Annotated in this window: 34 protein-coding genes; 1 reads left to right on the top strand and 33 read right to left on the bottom strand. The window is 34.2% G+C overall.

The features are described from left to right. Positions 1 to 46: 46 nt before the first annotated feature. From HMPREF2930_RS08405 to HMPREF2930_RS08255, 31 genes are all read right to left on the bottom strand, one after another. Positions 47 to 490, bottom strand: a complete 444-nt coding sequence (locus tag HMPREF2930_RS08405) for an HNH endonuclease (protein ID WP_070436651.1) — start codon at positions 488 to 490, stop codon at positions 47 to 49. Positions 491 to 603: 113 nt separating this feature from the next. Next, on the bottom strand, positions 604 to 1,053 hold the full coding sequence (locus HMPREF2930_RS08400) for a hypothetical protein (protein WP_049419963.1): 450 nt from the start codon (positions 1,051 to 1,053) through the stop codon (positions 604 to 606). 13 nt (positions 1,054 to 1,066) lie between these two features. Continuing rightward, positions 1,067 to 1,255: a DUF1514 family protein gene (locus HMPREF2930_RS08395; RefSeq protein WP_070597349.1), complete on the bottom strand. Its 189-nt coding sequence runs from the start codon at positions 1,253 to 1,255 to the stop codon at positions 1,067 to 1,069. A 4-nt stretch (positions 1,256 to 1,259) separates the two neighbouring features. Then, positions 1,260 to 1,682, bottom strand: a complete 423-nt coding sequence (locus HMPREF2930_RS08390) for a hypothetical protein (protein WP_070597347.1) — start codon at positions 1,680 to 1,682, stop codon at positions 1,260 to 1,262. Continuing rightward, a complete protein-coding gene (rinB, locus tag HMPREF2930_RS08385; protein WP_070597345.1) occupies positions 1,682 to 1,864 on the bottom strand; it encodes a transcriptional activator RinB in 183 nt (60 codons plus the stop codon). The genes HMPREF2930_RS08390 and rinB overlap by 1 nt, the downstream gene beginning before the upstream one ends. Next, positions 1,857 to 2,135 (bottom strand): hypothetical protein, encoded by a 279-nt coding sequence (locus HMPREF2930_RS08380; protein WP_017175563.1) that lies wholly within the window; start codon positions 2,133 to 2,135, stop codon positions 1,857 to 1,859. Before HMPREF2930_RS08380 ends, rinB begins: the two co-directional genes overlap by 8 nt. A gap of 51 nt (positions 2,136 to 2,186) precedes the next feature. Beyond that, entirely contained in the window at positions 2,187 to 2,708 is a 522-nt protein-coding gene (locus HMPREF2930_RS08375; RefSeq protein ID WP_049414109.1) for a dUTPase, read from the bottom strand. After that, positions 2,701 to 2,943: a hypothetical protein gene (locus tag HMPREF2930_RS08370; RefSeq protein ID WP_070597343.1), complete on the bottom strand. Its 243-nt coding sequence runs from the start codon at positions 2,941 to 2,943 to the stop codon at positions 2,701 to 2,703. The genes HMPREF2930_RS08375 and HMPREF2930_RS08370 overlap by 8 nt, the downstream gene beginning before the upstream one ends. Then, positions 2,936 to 3,262 (bottom strand): hypothetical protein, encoded by a 327-nt coding sequence (locus tag HMPREF2930_RS08365; RefSeq protein ID WP_070597341.1) that lies wholly within the window; start codon positions 3,260 to 3,262, stop codon positions 2,936 to 2,938. The genes HMPREF2930_RS08370 and HMPREF2930_RS08365 overlap by 8 nt, the downstream gene beginning before the upstream one ends. Positions 3,263 to 3,264: 2 nt before the next feature. Further along, positions 3,265 to 3,609, bottom strand: a complete 345-nt coding sequence (locus HMPREF2930_RS08360) for a thermonuclease family protein (protein WP_070597339.1) — start codon at positions 3,607 to 3,609, stop codon at positions 3,265 to 3,267. After that, complete coding sequence (locus HMPREF2930_RS08355; RefSeq protein ID WP_070597337.1) at positions 3,610 to 4,044, bottom strand: DNA N-6-adenine-methyltransferase; 435 nt, start codon at positions 4,042 to 4,044, stop codon at positions 3,610 to 3,612. Then, complete coding sequence (locus tag HMPREF2930_RS11790; RefSeq protein ID WP_070597335.1) at positions 4,041 to 4,226, bottom strand: hypothetical protein; 186 nt, start codon at positions 4,224 to 4,226, stop codon at positions 4,041 to 4,043. Before HMPREF2930_RS11790 ends, HMPREF2930_RS08355 begins: the two co-directional genes overlap by 4 nt. Then, on the bottom strand, positions 4,223 to 4,903 hold the full coding sequence (locus HMPREF2930_RS08345) for a hypothetical protein (protein ID WP_070597333.1): 681 nt from the start codon (positions 4,901 to 4,903) through the stop codon (positions 4,223 to 4,225). Before HMPREF2930_RS08345 ends, HMPREF2930_RS11790 begins: the two co-directional genes overlap by 4 nt. A 17-nt stretch (positions 4,904 to 4,920) precedes the next feature. Continuing rightward, positions 4,921 to 5,208: a hypothetical protein gene (locus HMPREF2930_RS08340; RefSeq protein ID WP_070597331.1), complete on the bottom strand. Its 288-nt coding sequence runs from the start codon at positions 5,206 to 5,208 to the stop codon at positions 4,921 to 4,923. Between the two features lies 1 nt (position 5,209). Beyond that, positions 5,210 to 5,659, bottom strand: a complete 450-nt coding sequence (locus HMPREF2930_RS11555) for a DUF3310 domain-containing protein (RefSeq protein WP_083313652.1) — start codon at positions 5,657 to 5,659, stop codon at positions 5,210 to 5,212. Beyond that, positions 5,656 to 5,859: a hypothetical protein gene (locus HMPREF2930_RS08330; RefSeq protein WP_017174804.1), complete on the bottom strand. Its 204-nt coding sequence runs from the start codon at positions 5,857 to 5,859 to the stop codon at positions 5,656 to 5,658. The genes HMPREF2930_RS11555 and HMPREF2930_RS08330 overlap by 4 nt, the downstream gene beginning before the upstream one ends. A 4-nt stretch (positions 5,860 to 5,863) precedes the next feature. Beyond that, complete coding sequence (locus tag HMPREF2930_RS08325; RefSeq protein WP_049414095.1) at positions 5,864 to 6,046, bottom strand: hypothetical protein; 183 nt, start codon at positions 6,044 to 6,046, stop codon at positions 5,864 to 5,866. Further along, entirely contained in the window at positions 6,046 to 6,438 is a 393-nt protein-coding gene (locus tag HMPREF2930_RS08320; RefSeq protein WP_070597327.1) for a hypothetical protein, read from the bottom strand. The genes HMPREF2930_RS08325 and HMPREF2930_RS08320 overlap by 1 nt, the downstream gene beginning before the upstream one ends. After that, positions 6,425 to 6,751 (bottom strand): VRR-NUC domain-containing protein, encoded by a 327-nt coding sequence (locus HMPREF2930_RS08315; RefSeq protein WP_049414093.1) that lies wholly within the window; start codon positions 6,749 to 6,751, stop codon positions 6,425 to 6,427. The genes HMPREF2930_RS08320 and HMPREF2930_RS08315 overlap by 14 nt, the downstream gene beginning before the upstream one ends. 4 nt (positions 6,752 to 6,755) lie before the next feature. Then, positions 6,756 to 7,001 (bottom strand): hypothetical protein, encoded by a 246-nt coding sequence (locus HMPREF2930_RS08310; protein ID WP_070597326.1) that lies wholly within the window; start codon positions 6,999 to 7,001, stop codon positions 6,756 to 6,758. Then, a complete protein-coding gene (locus HMPREF2930_RS08305) occupies positions 6,976 to 7,200 on the bottom strand; it encodes a hypothetical protein (protein WP_002500246.1) in 225 nt (74 codons plus the stop codon). The genes HMPREF2930_RS08310 and HMPREF2930_RS08305 overlap by 26 nt, the downstream gene beginning before the upstream one ends. After that, positions 7,197 to 8,432 carry a DnaB helicase C-terminal domain-containing protein gene (locus HMPREF2930_RS08300; RefSeq protein ID WP_070597325.1) on the bottom strand — a complete coding sequence of 412 codons (1,236 nt, stop codon included), beginning with the start codon at positions 8,430 to 8,432 and terminating at the stop codon, positions 7,197 to 7,199. The genes HMPREF2930_RS08305 and HMPREF2930_RS08300 overlap by 4 nt, the downstream gene beginning before the upstream one ends. Then, positions 8,425 to 8,784: a hypothetical protein gene (locus HMPREF2930_RS08295; protein WP_070597323.1), complete on the bottom strand. Its 360-nt coding sequence runs from the start codon at positions 8,782 to 8,784 to the stop codon at positions 8,425 to 8,427. The genes HMPREF2930_RS08300 and HMPREF2930_RS08295 overlap by 8 nt, the downstream gene beginning before the upstream one ends. Then, the gene (locus HMPREF2930_RS08290; protein ID WP_070597321.1) at positions 8,781 to 9,491 is read right to left on the bottom strand and encodes a DnaD domain protein; all 711 of its coding nucleotides are present in this window, start codon (positions 9,489 to 9,491) and stop codon (positions 8,781 to 8,783) included. Before HMPREF2930_RS08290 ends, HMPREF2930_RS08295 begins: the two co-directional genes overlap by 4 nt. Then, positions 9,491 to 10,159 (bottom strand): putative HNHc nuclease, encoded by a 669-nt coding sequence (locus tag HMPREF2930_RS08285; RefSeq protein ID WP_070597319.1) that lies wholly within the window; start codon positions 10,157 to 10,159, stop codon positions 9,491 to 9,493. The genes HMPREF2930_RS08290 and HMPREF2930_RS08285 overlap by 1 nt, the downstream gene beginning before the upstream one ends. Beyond that, the gene (locus HMPREF2930_RS08280) at positions 10,160 to 10,465 is read right to left on the bottom strand and encodes a hypothetical protein (protein WP_070597315.1); all 306 of its coding nucleotides are present in this window, start codon (positions 10,463 to 10,465) and stop codon (positions 10,160 to 10,162) included. Positions 10,466 to 10,476: 11 nt separating this feature from the next. After that, positions 10,477 to 10,896, bottom strand: coding sequence for a single-stranded DNA-binding protein (locus tag HMPREF2930_RS08275; RefSeq protein ID WP_070597313.1), 420 nt, complete (start codon positions 10,894 to 10,896; stop codon positions 10,477 to 10,479). After that, positions 10,896 to 11,567, bottom strand: coding sequence for an ERF family protein (locus HMPREF2930_RS08270; RefSeq protein WP_070597376.1), 672 nt, complete (start codon positions 11,565 to 11,567; stop codon positions 10,896 to 10,898). Before HMPREF2930_RS08270 ends, HMPREF2930_RS08275 begins: the two co-directional genes overlap by 1 nt. Further along, positions 11,560 to 11,787: a DUF2483 family protein gene (locus tag HMPREF2930_RS08265; RefSeq protein ID WP_070597309.1), complete on the bottom strand. Its 228-nt coding sequence runs from the start codon at positions 11,785 to 11,787 to the stop codon at positions 11,560 to 11,562. Before HMPREF2930_RS08265 ends, HMPREF2930_RS08270 begins: the two co-directional genes overlap by 8 nt. Continuing rightward, entirely contained in the window at positions 11,759 to 12,034 is a 276-nt protein-coding gene (locus tag HMPREF2930_RS08260) for a hypothetical protein (RefSeq protein ID WP_070597303.1), read from the bottom strand. The genes HMPREF2930_RS08265 and HMPREF2930_RS08260 overlap by 29 nt, the downstream gene beginning before the upstream one ends. Before the next feature lie 82 nt (positions 12,035 to 12,116). After that, positions 12,117 to 12,299 carry a hypothetical protein gene (locus HMPREF2930_RS08255; RefSeq protein ID WP_070597301.1) on the bottom strand — a complete coding sequence of 61 codons (183 nt, stop codon included), beginning with the start codon at positions 12,297 to 12,299 and terminating at the stop codon, positions 12,117 to 12,119. A 339-nt stretch (positions 12,300 to 12,638) separates the two neighbouring features. On the opposite strand from HMPREF2930_RS08255, the gene HMPREF2930_RS11550 reads away from it, so the two are divergent. Then, complete coding sequence (locus HMPREF2930_RS11550) at positions 12,639 to 12,815, top strand: hypothetical protein (RefSeq protein WP_176745769.1); 177 nt, start codon at positions 12,639 to 12,641, stop codon at positions 12,813 to 12,815. Between the two features lie 163 nt (positions 12,816 to 12,978). Here the strand turns inward: HMPREF2930_RS11550 and tscA are convergent, their stop codons facing one another. Beyond that, positions 12,979 to 13,197 (bottom strand): type II toxin-antitoxin system antitoxin TscA, encoded by a 219-nt coding sequence (tscA, locus tag HMPREF2930_RS08250; RefSeq protein ID WP_070597300.1) that lies wholly within the window; start codon positions 13,195 to 13,197, stop codon positions 12,979 to 12,981. Between the two features lie 12 nt (positions 13,198 to 13,209). Next, the coding region (locus tag HMPREF2930_RS08245) for an antA/AntB antirepressor family protein (protein ID WP_070597297.1) at positions 13,210 to 13,837 on the bottom strand (628 nt) is incomplete at its 5' end.

Genomic DNA, 13,837 nt, shown 5'->3' with positions numbered 1-13,837 from the left:
AAAATACAAATCTTAGGCGGTGTTTTTCTCGTACCCCTTTTTGAACTTATATTCTCGAAAGTCCAAATTGCCATCTACCTTTAAAATCTGGCAGGGTGATTTTTCCTTGTCTGAGCAATTTCTCATCTCGTTCTTTTATCGTATTGTGTCGAATACAACTTGCGACAAGATTATCTAGATCCAATCGTTTCTCATAGTCATACTTAATAGGAATGAAATGATCAACAACTTCATATCTTTTAACAATTCCTTGATTTAAACAATACTGACATAGTTCGTTATCTCTTAAAGCTGCTGTACGTCTCACTTCTCGCCATGCTTTGCTGTTATAAAAGGTGGCAATAGGCTTTTCCCTAGCATACCTACTTTGCGCATAGCTATTCCTAGCTTCATTAACAAGATAGGAATGTTCCTCACAATATGATTGATTGAAGTTAATTAATTGATTACATCCAATCTTATTACATTTCTTTTTCGGAATAACTTTCACTTCTTTCAAGACAAAAAGAAAAGAACAAACAACAATGAAGTTGAATGTTCTTTCTGATTGTTAGATATTATTATCACAACTCAATTATAAGTTTTATTTATTCAAATATAAAATTAGTGTTGATGTTGCTTATCTTGTTGAAGTTGTTGAAGTTGTTGATTGTGTTTATCTTGTTGTTTTACATATACATTTACAATTTCATTAATTCGACTATCTAAGTTTGTTCTTCCAATGTTCATGATCTCTCGAACATCTTTAGGTTTCTTTCCTTTCTTGAATAAGTAAAGAATATTTAAATTCATATCATTGTTAATGTTATGTTCATACTTATCTATAAACGACACAACTTCTATATGTTCATCATGTATTCTCGATAGCACATAATTACGAGTAGCAATCGCTTGTACCTTATCTGTTGTCTTACCTTGTGGCTTTGGCATAGCTGCTTCAATACCATACTGCGCTGTACCATTACTATCTTGAATGTACCCTTCATCTATAAGTATGTTCTTACGCCAATGATAACTATATATCATATCCCTTATTTGTTCGTGTGTGTACAAGTGTTTACCTCCATTACTTAAACTGTTTCTTTGCTCTTTCTATTTCAAACTCCACATCTTCAATATCGCAATCTCTCACGTACTTAGTGAATAGGTACACGTTCGTATATCTCTGTGCATTTAATTCCTGACGCAATACTGTATTGTTACCTATCGCAATGAGTAGCAGTACGCCGAGTATAATGGTTAATGCTATCCACATATCTTTAACCTCCAATATATTTATCTTTAAGTTTTAATAACTCATTATAATTAGCTTTGAGTTTTGTTTCTGATATTTCGGCATCAGTTGAAAACTCATCTATGATTATTTTGGAACTGTTATAGTATTCTTTTAGTAAATAATCAACCAAACTTTCTTTACTGTTTATACGTTTAACATCTTCATTTATATCTGGATTTTTGATTTCTTTTTCCCTTGCTGCTTGTACTTCTTGTTCAGCTTTCTCCATTTCTATTTCTAAACTTTTATAAAACTCGTCATGAGGTTTAAAGTAAATTTTCCATTCGTCATTATTGTTCGAATACTTTTCTTCAAATAACTTTCTGTTTTCAGGTTCATCTAAAACTACAACCCATTTTTCTTTTTGTTTAGCAAATACTGTTGGTTCTTTTATTCTTTCGAACACTACTCACTCACCTCTGCTTTAATTCTGTTCAAGTCGTATTGATCCCACTCACTAGCAAAGTCCTTAGGTGCGGTATCAATATCATCTTCGCTTTCTAGCTTGATGATGAGTAGAGAAGTGAGATACTTCCCTAACTCATACATAGCGATTAAGATTAAATCTTTAAGTATGCGTTTAATCATTACTACGCACCTCACTTTTAAAATTAATATCTTTTACAGTGATACTATTATGATCTTCTAATAAGTAATAATAACTAGATAAGAAATCTGCTATAACTATAGGATGCTTAACAGCCATTCCTTGTTGAGTATTAATTCCGGACAATTTTAAAAAATACACGTCACTATAATTGATTACTGAACAATCACCGACAATCAAGGTGTCATCTTCTATTTCAAACTCAATGCCTTTGCTAATTAATTCTGAAGTTATTATTTTGAAATCACTCATTCCGTTCACTCCTTACCAAGTATTCTTTTAATCTCTGCTACTATATCCTTCTTACACGTAGCCTTTATCTTTGTCTGCTGTTCCATCTTGTCTTGCATGATTTCGCTCCATTTTCTTTTTGTATGCTGCAATCAGTTGGTCGATAGTGTATAACTGTTCGGCTATTTTAAATACAATTATTAACCCTCTAATAGGAGTAAAGTCCTCATCTTCAAACTCATACATCATGTCATAAATCATTTCTTGGTTAATGAAATAAGATTTTTCTAAAAAGTTTTCAAGTTCCCAACTTTCAAAGAACAATTGGATATCATATTCATCGAATTTGCGTTGATTAGCAATACTCAACCCAAACGCCAACATATCCGCTAATTCATCTAGTTGCACATCTAATGGCTTTCCCGGTTTCTTCTTCCAGTTTTTAAATGTTTCTAATGTGTTAAACCATTCAAAGAACTCAACTACATATGCAATCTTGCTATCTTGTAAATTAAGTGTTGGAATTCTATCGTCAAATTCCTTTTGAATTTGTAGTAACTCTTGTAATTGATCAACTGTTAATGTGTTATTCATTTATTGTTCCTCCAATTTTTGAATTAATTGAATGCTGTACCATTCTTGAAAAACGTTCACTTTCTGCTTTTGTATCAACTATTTGATATCTGTAATTCAACGCAGGTGCTACTGGTGGTTTAAGTGGCGACTGCTTAATAACTACTTTTTGTTCACCGATCAATGTATGAAAACTTCCACCATTCAATAAGCTGAGTAAGTCATTTTCATCTAGGAATATAGTTTGTTCACTCATCACTACCACGCTCCAATTCTTCAATATAATTAAATAAATCTTCATAAACACCACTTAATAAACTATAGCTTGGATTTTTAGTATCTTTATAAAGTACACCGTAATTATCTAGTTCTTCTTTGATATTTTCTTTTACTAGGTCAAACCTGTTCGCTACCTTTTCTAACTTCGCATTATTCTCGCGCAATTTAGCCATATCCTGTATTAATTCATCTCGTTGTTTACGGAAACTGTCACGTTCTTGCTTTAATTGTTGAATATCATCAGTCCATTTTTGGACTTGTGAACCATGTACGACAAATTTTGGATCTTCTGCCATTCCTATCCCTCATTCCATTTAGAATTCTCTTTCAATAGCCCTGCGTCCCTTAGATCATCATTCAAACTACGTGTCCCGTCCTCGTACCAAACATTAGCGAGATATCTACCGAACACATCACTTTTGTAGGTCTGGACGTAGATGTCTTTATGTTCTACACATTCTCTAGTGAATGCTGTTGCCTCTTTAAACTTATCCTGTCCTCTCTCTGGCGTATCGACACCTAGCAAACGCACACGACGTTTAGCGTAGGTATCAAAGCCACAATCGAGTAAGATATCCAAAGTGTCCCCGTCCACAACATTGGTGCATGTTGCTTTGTAGGTGTAGAGATTGTTGATGTTCAATTAGTTATCCTCCAATTCTCTTTTATACACAATAACTGCACTTGGGAAAGGTGCACTGTTTTTACTGTTACCGAATTTCAAACGACCTCTTAGAAATCTAATATCATCTGCTTTATCGAAAATGAAATCGTGCCAATAAGTTGTATCTGTTCTTGCTGGTATCAAACAAACGACCGTTGCTCCATTTAAATTTTCTTCGTATGCTTTCTTGATCCATTTTTTAATTTCTCTGCCATAAGGTGGGTTCATGAACACAACTTCATTTGACCAATCTTTACTCAGTCCATCATTTTCAATAGTGAAATACTTGCTACACTTAGCATTTTCATCTGTCGCACATGGATCTGGAGTGAAATTAAATTCATCATTCAACTCATCAAACAAATTTTGAGGTGTAGCCCATTCATTCGAATTACTACTATAATGAACATTCATCTCAAACACTCCCTGTTCCTTTTTATGTCACACTCACTAACTTTCATTGTCACTCTACTTCCTGCTACCTTAACCACAAAACCTTTGATACCTAGCTGTCGTAATTCACGCTGTATTTGTGTAGGTGTCTTGCCTTGTGTAGCATAGCGATAGCGTTGGTTAATTGTGTTGGATAATATCATGCGTTCAACTCCTCATATTCGTCTGCCCACACATACATTAGTCCATCACTTACACATCTACTGTTGCATCTTCTTGCAATATGTCGTCGGTCAACGAACAATACACTTTGTGCCTCTACCGTGCTTGCGAACTCCTCTACAATCTCATTGTTGCTATCCACTAGGTAAAGTGGTTTAGAACGCCCTGTATTTCTACGATATAATCTATACTTGGCCATTGTAGAAGGGAATAGATTATCTGCTACAAGATTGTTGTATCTACTATCTCTAGGGTAAGCATGGTAACCTGTCTTTAAACCACCGATAAATGTCTCATACACAATATCTGCTGCACGATATTTACTGTTCTTATAAATCACTGTGATTACACCTTTACAACCATTACCGAACTTATACTTACCATTCGGCGTTTTCATTCTTCCTAAGTTGCTAACGTACAGATCATATTTATCACTGTATTTCCAAATCTCATCATCTACGATAACTTTTTCATTAAACTCTTGTTTCTTCTTAAATCTAGGTAGCGTATCTGAAAAGAAACATTTCAACTTATCGTTATAGATGCCATGTTTACTTTGATACCATAGTGTATTGTGTGGAATACCCGTAATATTGTGTAGATGAGATAAGTCGGTTTTAGTTACTGTGTGAGTGAATGGCTCGTACATATACACCATAGTTAGTCCTCCGTTCGTCATTCCATTGATCTTTCATATATATTTTCTAATTCTTTATCAACATCAATTCCTAATTTGTCTTCGATTTCCAACATTTTTTGTTTACTTTCTCCTTCTAATTGACTTCTTAATATTCTCCAAGCTTCATACATCAAATTGGCATCACTAAATTGATCGACCATCGCAAAGAAATCTTCGTTATCCATATAAATACTTTCTTCTTCATCTTCAGAAAACGGAGTGAATGTTGAAGTTATTTCACAAGCGTTTTGTGAGATATACCAAAAATCTACATCATATGCCATTCTATTCTGCCTCCCAATTCTCTATCGCAAATTCCACACTTTGCTTAGCTTTCTGTAAGTCTTGTAAACCATTCTTTCTAGGCGCTCGCATTAAGTATTTGAGTGCATTCCCTACGTGATAGAATACTGACGCTGATTTGTACGTCTTACCTACTAATTCGATAATCATTCGTGCTGAGAACTTACCGAACTGATAATGAGGTGGTTCATGTACCATGTCTTGTTCTTCCTGCATATCCACCTTACGTGTGAAAGGCTCGTTTACTTTTTCGAAATTCCAGCTATCATCTATCTCGATTTTTCTACCATCTGTTGTTTCAATTTTTGCCCAAAAGTAAATACCATTCTCTGAATTAATACCGTTAGGTTCATCAACAATCGCTAAAACACTATGTTTTTTCCAGCCGGATATTCTTATTACATCATTTCTCTTTAATTCACTAATTCTCATCTGCTTATCCCCTTACCTTGTTCAATTTCAACGGGAACCTTGCCTTTACCATAGACAAGTTCCCAACCTCTTAATTTTTGCTTGTAGTATCTTTTACGAACAGTCGAATCTCCGACATCAAAATATTTATATACGTCGCATAGTCGATATTTTTTACCACCGATATACACATCTGGAATATTTTTATATCTATCGTACATACGATCACTTCCAACCTTCTGAAATTAAACTGACATCTTTTACATCAGTAATATCTAATCGACTATCGAACTCATCGGGATAATCTGTTGCTAAGTTCATTACACGAGTTTCTTCACTTTCCGTTTCGCTATCTGCATCAATATAAGCTGTACCTTCGATTACAAAATTAACTTTTAGTTTTGCCATTACTCATCACCTGCCAATTCGCCATCTTTCCAAATAAGTGTAAGTGTTCCACCATCATTGATTGAGTAATAAGCAATACTTCTAGTGCTACTCTCAGCTGTATTGATAGATATACTACGATATATAGAGGCTTCTGATGCGTTGTCCCCCGATTTATAAATTTTTAAAAGCAAAGGAATTATAGTATCTTCCGTAATTTCTTCTTTAACTTCTACTGTAAAAGTTTCGTTTATAGCAATTTCATGCTCTGTCGATACATTTTGAAGATTATCGAAATACACAGAACCACCATCGAGATTGCTATAAAACGCTTTTTCTGTAATATGGTTCTTCCAACCCCATTGAATTAATTCTGGTAATGTCATTTCTACTTTACGTTTAATCTTTGCCATTCTTCATCTTCTCCTTTACGATTTCTAATGCTTCTTCTGGACTATGTGCAATACCATGTATCACATTGTGTTTCTCAAAGAAATCTCTGAATTTCACTTGTTCATCGCTTACTCTACCTTTTGGCTTCTTAATCTCTACTGCGACAAATTTTCCATCAGTTAATCTCACACCGAATACATCAGGAAAGCCTTTCGGTAGCAGTTTGATTGTTCTGCCACCTACTCGAACTGTTCCAGCATTAGCACGCCAGACTTTGCAACCATTTGCGTTAAGTGTTTCAATAATTTGTTTTTGAATTTCGCTTTCTCTCACGTTGTCACTCCCATAGAAAATCATCTATCGTTGTCTGCTGTTTCAGTTCTTCTCGTCTGAACAGCTTATGCTTACGTTTCATCTCTGCTAGTTCTTCTTTTGTCACGTACTGCTTAAAATATTTATCTGCCATTCCACCTAAGTTGGTTAAGTAGAAAGTGCCATCATCTCTAGGTAGCACTCTCAACACTTTCCAACCGTCACTTTCAAACAGATCATAAGCGTTAGGTTGATTTTCGATAAGTCCCATCGCTTTGCCTCCACTTCGTATCGTTTTCAATAATGTTTAGCACTTTCTCATAGTCATCGAATGGCGATATCTTTTTTTCTTCCAGCAAGCGATTGATAGCCCGACCAACTTCAATCAGTAACGTTCCAATAAGTTGATCGTTGCTATAATCTTGTCGGTACATTGTTCCGAGTAGCTTTTTATATTCGATAACCGTCATGTCATGAACCTTTGTGTACGTTTGTAGTATTCGAATTCGATGACACCTGTTTCACCGTCTTTATTCTTTGCAATATTACATTCAACAATTGACTTACCGAGTTCATCTTCTTCATCTTGGTTGTAGTAATCTTCTCGGTATAAAAGCATGGCCAAACTTGCATCAGCTTCGATGCCCCCTGCTTCTTTCATGTCAGACAACATAGGTCGTTTGTCATTACGACTTTCTACACCACGACTGAGTTGTGAAAGTAATACGATGATTGCACCAGTTTCGTTTGCTATGATTTTCAAATCACGACTTATTTTTTCAATACCGTTTCTACGGTCTAATTTGCTATCTGTTTGCATTAATTGAAGGTAGTCGATGAATATGACCTGTTGCTTATCTTTGTTCTTCATGGCTTGCTTACGGACTTCCTGAGTGCTTACATTACTTTGTGAATTAACATCTATTTCAAGTTTTAATATTTCGCTTGCACCTTTAGTTAATTTTGTTAAATCGTCATAGGTTAAATCAGCTTTTTGCTTAATACGTTTTAATTCAATACCAGTAATGGTTGATAACATTCTCTCTAATATTGCTACGCCTGTTGTTTCTAAACTAAATAGCGATGTTTTATAGCCTTGTTTAGCGATATTAAGCATCATTTGAAGTGCAAATCCTGTTTTACCTACTGAAGGTCGTGCAGCGATTACAACTAACTGTGTAGGCTCTAAACCACCTATTTTGTAGTCCATTAGTGGATAGCCTGTCTTAATCACTTTCTTAGGTTCATCGCTATACAACTCTTCTACAAACTCATCAACGATTTTCTTTGTGCTTGTTTCATCTGTTGCGCTAATCATTGATACTTCATTTAAGTCAGTAAGCATTGTTTCAAATGACTTTATACTTTGTGATTGATTAAACTCGTTAATAACTTCATTTGCTTGAGATACCTGATAGGCTTCTAATAAGTTCTGTTGGTAACGTTCAAATATGCCATAGCCGATAAAATCTGAATTGTAGAGTTTTTGTATTGTGTCGAAGTCCAAGAAGTTTTTGTTCTTCGATGTTTCTAGGAATATTTCTTGATGATCGACCTTACCGACTTCAAACACATATTCCATAAATGCTCTGAAATCGTCGTAATAGAACATATAAGGTTTAACACGTAGCTTTTCGATAAGTTCAGGTTTCTTGAGTAAACTTGCAATAATCGTACTTTCAATATCTCTACGCTCATTCATAGCTGTTCACCTCAAAGTTTCTTAGCTGTTCTTTAAATTCATCGAGTAACTTTTTTCTTGCAGCCACATATTCTGGATCATTCTTCATTTTCCAATGATGCTCTTTTACATCTTCTGGCTCTTCTTCATATTCCAGTTTTTTAGGTGCTTTTCTCATGATTTTAGGTAAGTTAGGTGGATATGAGTTGCCACTGTTAATGTAGTTTTTAACTGTTTTAAGTGTCGGTTCGTAATCACCATTTTCACTTAATACGTCTATCCATGTTTCTAATTTAGGAGTATCGAATTCCATATTATAAATACGTCTGACTTTATCTATAATTTCGAATGCTTGTTGTTTAGTCATACTCATTCGTTAACACCTAATTTCTCTTTCATTGCTGCAAATACATCTTCTGTTTCTTTAGATTTCTTTTTCTTAGGTGTCACTTTAGCTAGTGCTTTCTCTTTAGTGTCTACACCTTCGTTATTCCAATTTCTTAATACTTTAATTAGGTAGTTAATACCTTTCTTGTTTTGTTTACAGTAGTTAATAGCTACTGTTGTTATTTCTAGTTTGTTTCCTTTAATAAGGTTGAGTTCATCTTCTAATTCCTGTACTTTTAAAGGACTTTGTATCATTTCTAATTCTTTACTAACTAACTGAAAGATTTGTGACGTGTCGCCTGTCTCATTATTAGTATTATTATTATTAGTGGAGTTATTATTAGTAGTGTTGGATTTTCCTATGTTGGTTTTTCCTACATAGGTTTTTCCAATCTGGTTAGGTTGCTCAAATACTTGGTATTCATATTCTCTTAATTGACCTTTTTCATTTCTTCTTCGAGTACGATGAATATATCCAGCCTGCTCTAATTCTTTAATGCCAGTTCTCAAACTATCTCTACCGTCAGACGAATGTTTATTTAATTCAGTTTCGTAAATTCTCCAATCATCTGGTCTACTTAATAGATAAAGAAGTATGCCTTTAGCTTTCCAGCTTAGGTTATCGTCATGAATAAAACTCTTGTGTACAGTTACGAAGTTTCCACTTTCTTTGTAAACTCTAAAAACTGCCATTATCTCACTCCTTTCAGCATTCTATTTAGTCGTTCATCTACATCCACCCAACTATCTGTTAAGTGGTACTTATTATTGAATGTGTCCATTCCTACTTGGTGCTGTTCGTTGTGATGAGATCTACATAGTGCTAACACTTGATTTCCAAAGTGGTTAATTTTCGTTCTATCTCTGCCACGTCCTACTGCAAATCTATGTGCTAAGTCAGAATGTGGTTTGCCACAGATAACGCAGTTGCGATTTACCGTTGACCAATATAGAAACGCTTTATCATTTTTGAGTAAATCGCTTGTTTTATAGTTAAGTGGGATATTGTTATGAAACACCCAGTCGAGAATGACTTCGATTAATTCTCTAGCTTGTTCTCTTGAACAATTACTTAATGACAAGCGTTTATCATAGCCATTTAGAAACGTTAAATAATCTTGGAACATTTCTCTCATATACTCTCTTGGTTGCCCTGTATAAGCCTCTATATCGTTACAAAGAGCGAACACTTTCCGTCGCTGCTTATCAGTGATTAGGAATGGATCAATAGCTTTAACTTCACATTCAACGTCTAGTCCGTTATCTAGTAATAACGATGTTTTGTTGTCTATATCTACACCCTCAATGACAACGGTAGTTGTACCGTCATCTTGAGTAATGTAATTTTTAATAATTGGCATTTAATCACTGCCCTTAATGATTAAAGCTTCATTGTTTATATCTAAATCGCCTTTTACTCTAAGATAGTCGGCTAAACCTCTGCATGATTTACATGGTGTTTGATGACAAAAATTTCTTTTAGCACACTTTAATTGTGTAGGCGCATCTTGTTTTGCTAATCGTTCATTAATTTCCAAATACATATTAGTAGCTGGACAATCAGAACATCTGTTTTTTCTTAACTCTAGTGGCTCACCTTCGTTAGAAAGATGTTCAAAAAATTCCTTTTCTTTATAAGAAACTTCAACGTTAGTTAGTTGTGCCATTTAAATCACTCCTAGAACGGTAAATCGTCATCATCTATATTTGCGTTGTTATCATTTGTAAACGGGTTATTGCCTGCTGGTGCTTGTCCTCGTTGTTGTTGAGGTTGACTGTTTTGTTGGTTGCTACCTTTGTTGTCTAAGAATTCAATTCTGTTAGCAATCACTCGTACTACTGAACGATTGTGTCCTTCTTTATCTTGAAATCTATCTTGTTTCAAGTTGCCTTCAATTAAGATTTTGCTACCTTTACCGCAATAGTCAGTGAGTAGTTGAGCAGTTCTACCAAATGCTGCAATATCAAAGAATGAAGTGTCATCTTTTTTGAATGGGTTGTCTACTGCTAATGAGAAGTTAGTTACTTGTGTTTGTCCTGCTTGTTTTAGTTCTAAGTCTTTAGTGATACGTCCTGTTAAAATTGTTAAATTAGTCATTATTCAATTCCTCCAAGCCATTTATTAATTTGTTGTCTTGTAACGTTGATTTGTTGTTTGTTTAAATCATTTACGTTCATATTTTTTAATTTTTCTATCTGTTCTTGATATTTGCTTGCAGCATTACTTCTTTCAGCAATTTCGATAAAACTATCTGCTTCTTGTCTAAGCAACTCTTTCAATTGGTTACTTGAAGTTGCATATCTTTCTTGTTTTTGTTTTGCATCTGCATCATCTTCATCAGTTGGAATATTGAAGAATTTCATTAAGAAATAACGTTCTGCGTAAGTTAATGCAGTACCATGTGCTTTTGATACATCGTCTTGTTGACCTACTGCATAGAAAGTGACTTCGAATTGTTCTTCTGGTTTATCTGCATTGATCCATACATAAGTTAATTTCATTTCAACGATAAATTCTGATGTTGTAATCTCACGACCAGCTTTTTTATTAAATCTTGTTACATCAATTTGTTTGTAATTTTCTTCTGATGTTTTTGGTACAAGTAATAAATTGTTTTCAATCATCTTATTTCTAATTCTGTGTAATACTTGAGAGCCACTTACGTATGAGTAGTTGTAACTTTTTGCATCTTTAGTAAAACCATCAATATTAGCTTTAACATCTGCTATCTTTTGGAATAAGTTAAGTTCTTGTTTTTCTTCACTCATCATATTCAACCTCCTCATATTTAGTTGTTTCTGTTACTACTTTTTTGATTGCTGCATGTTGTGTCATGTCTATTGAGGCTTTGTCTAAACCGTCAAACTCTCTCGCTCTGCGTTTATCTCTTGTATAATCTGTATCTTCGGGAGAGTTAGGTCTGTTTCGTATATATAAGTCGTAAGGTGCGTTCTTTAGCTTAATTAGATAAGTGACTGTTTCTTTCATCGATTAAGCACTCCCCTTTAATTACTTTCTTAGCAAGTTCGAATTTGTTATGAAGTTCTTCTGATGTATAAAATTCAGCGAACAAAATATTTTCAGCTCCTGCGTCATACTCATCTGAGCGATGAAAGAAGAATAGGACTACTTCACCTTCACAGGCACCTGTTCCGAAATGACATTCAACATTTTCTTTACTGTGCATAATTAATGCATTTAAGTCGTTAGCGATTTTTAGTAATTTGTGTTTCAACTTGACGACCTCCTTATTTAGTTGTAAATTTTAAGTACATATATATTTGAAAATCTTTGACTGTTTGCTATTGGCGTAGCAATCAGTCTTTTTTGTAGTAGTATTCATCAAAGAATACATAGCTTACTGTTGCTGCGATTAATGCAATTCCTAGTGCTTTTGGTATGAATGTTCCAGTAATAAATAGTGCAGTTGATAGTGCTAGGAACATTGTTCCAGCGATATACATGCTTTTATCTTCGTTACTTATTTTTTGCTTTCTCACGTTCTTCCTCCTCAATTACTTTTTGTAATGCACCAGCTTTGTACATGAAGTTTAAAAAGTAGTTATACATTTCTTCTGACATATCGTTCACTCCTTTCGTATATAATGTAGTTATCCCTTCGAGTTATTTTCTGTTAAATCTTTAGGCATAGAATTCAACTAATTTTTACTAATACCGTAGTCTGTAAGTCTTAAAGTTTTATGCTTTGCTTTAGACTTCCTAGCACTTCTAATCTCCTCCACCAAGACGATGATTAGGAGTGCTATTTTTAGTTTCTTTAGCATGGTTATGCCTCCTTTCATGTATAATTTAGTTATCAACCTAAGGAGGTGGATAACATGAATAAAATTCCATTCGACCCACAATACTTTGCTAATGCATATCTAAGTACTCAAGAATTCAAACCCGAAAACTATGAAAGCGAGCAAGATATGATTGACGAAGCTTTCTCTGTGTATTTAATGGCGTTTGAACACGCTAGAGATTTTGTCGAGAAAAACCAAAATGACGGTTAGTATCTAAATTTGATTTATTAGTGAAACTAATTGTCGTTTTTCTAGTATTCTTTTCAATTTTTATAACCTTCCACGTCACAACTGCCATTGTGATGAGGAGGGTTGTTTTGTATAAAAATTTCATGGTTATGCCTCCTTTACGTTGTTTGTTCGATTGTTGGCACTAATCAATTTTTGGCTCAGGAATTAATTCGAAATGTTTCTCTAACTCTTGTAATGCCCAACGCATAATTTCTTCTAAGTGTTGTTCTCTATCCACTTCTAACGTTGTTACTTTTCCAGCTTCTTCGATAGAGTGTTCGTATGTTTTTGATTTATCGTTAACATTCATTTCTAGAGTGTAATGGATGTAAGTTAGTAATTCTTTTTGTTCTTGTGTCATTTTGTTGCCTCCTTAAATTTCGATTGCTGATGGTCTAACGTCTTTAATAAATTGAATAGCTAAGTCTACATCTTTACGTTTGATGTGATTGTTAGGTGCGTTACCTTTCATGCCTAGATGTTTCTTAGATTTAACTAATAATTTTGATTTGACTTTTCCTAATTGATGTCTGTATTCTTCTTTAGCTTTTTTGTTTGCTAATGCTTGTTCATATACATCTCCGATTAAGAATTCATCTATCGTTACTTGAATACCAGCTTTACCTAGAATTTGTTCAGCTTTAGACTTGATAGCAAATTTGATAGCGTCAATGTCTTGTGGCGTTACATATTCTCCTTCGAATTTTTCGTTTAATTCTTCTAATTTTTGATTACTTACTTTTCCTGTTGAGATTAAGTAATCGAGTTTGTCACTAACTAATTGTTCGATAAGTTGGTTCATATCATCTAATGAAGTAATTCCATATGCACTTGCTAACTCATTATGTTGTCTTTCTACTTTGATGAAGTAACCTCTGATTTTTCTTCCGATTTCACTACGTTGTATCATTGAAATTTCTTTTGCCATGTCGAGTGTCATGATGTGATTTTCTTGTTCATAAGTACGCGCCCTTTTTTGACCGTGTACTATTTCACTTTGG

The sequence above is a fragment of the Staphylococcus sp. HMSC068C09 genome (assembly GCF_001813735.1).
In the GTDB taxonomy this organism is placed as follows: domain Bacteria; phylum Bacillota; class Bacilli; order Staphylococcales; family Staphylococcaceae; genus Staphylococcus; species Staphylococcus hominis.
This window is presented reverse-complemented; position numbering and strand designations above follow the sequence as displayed.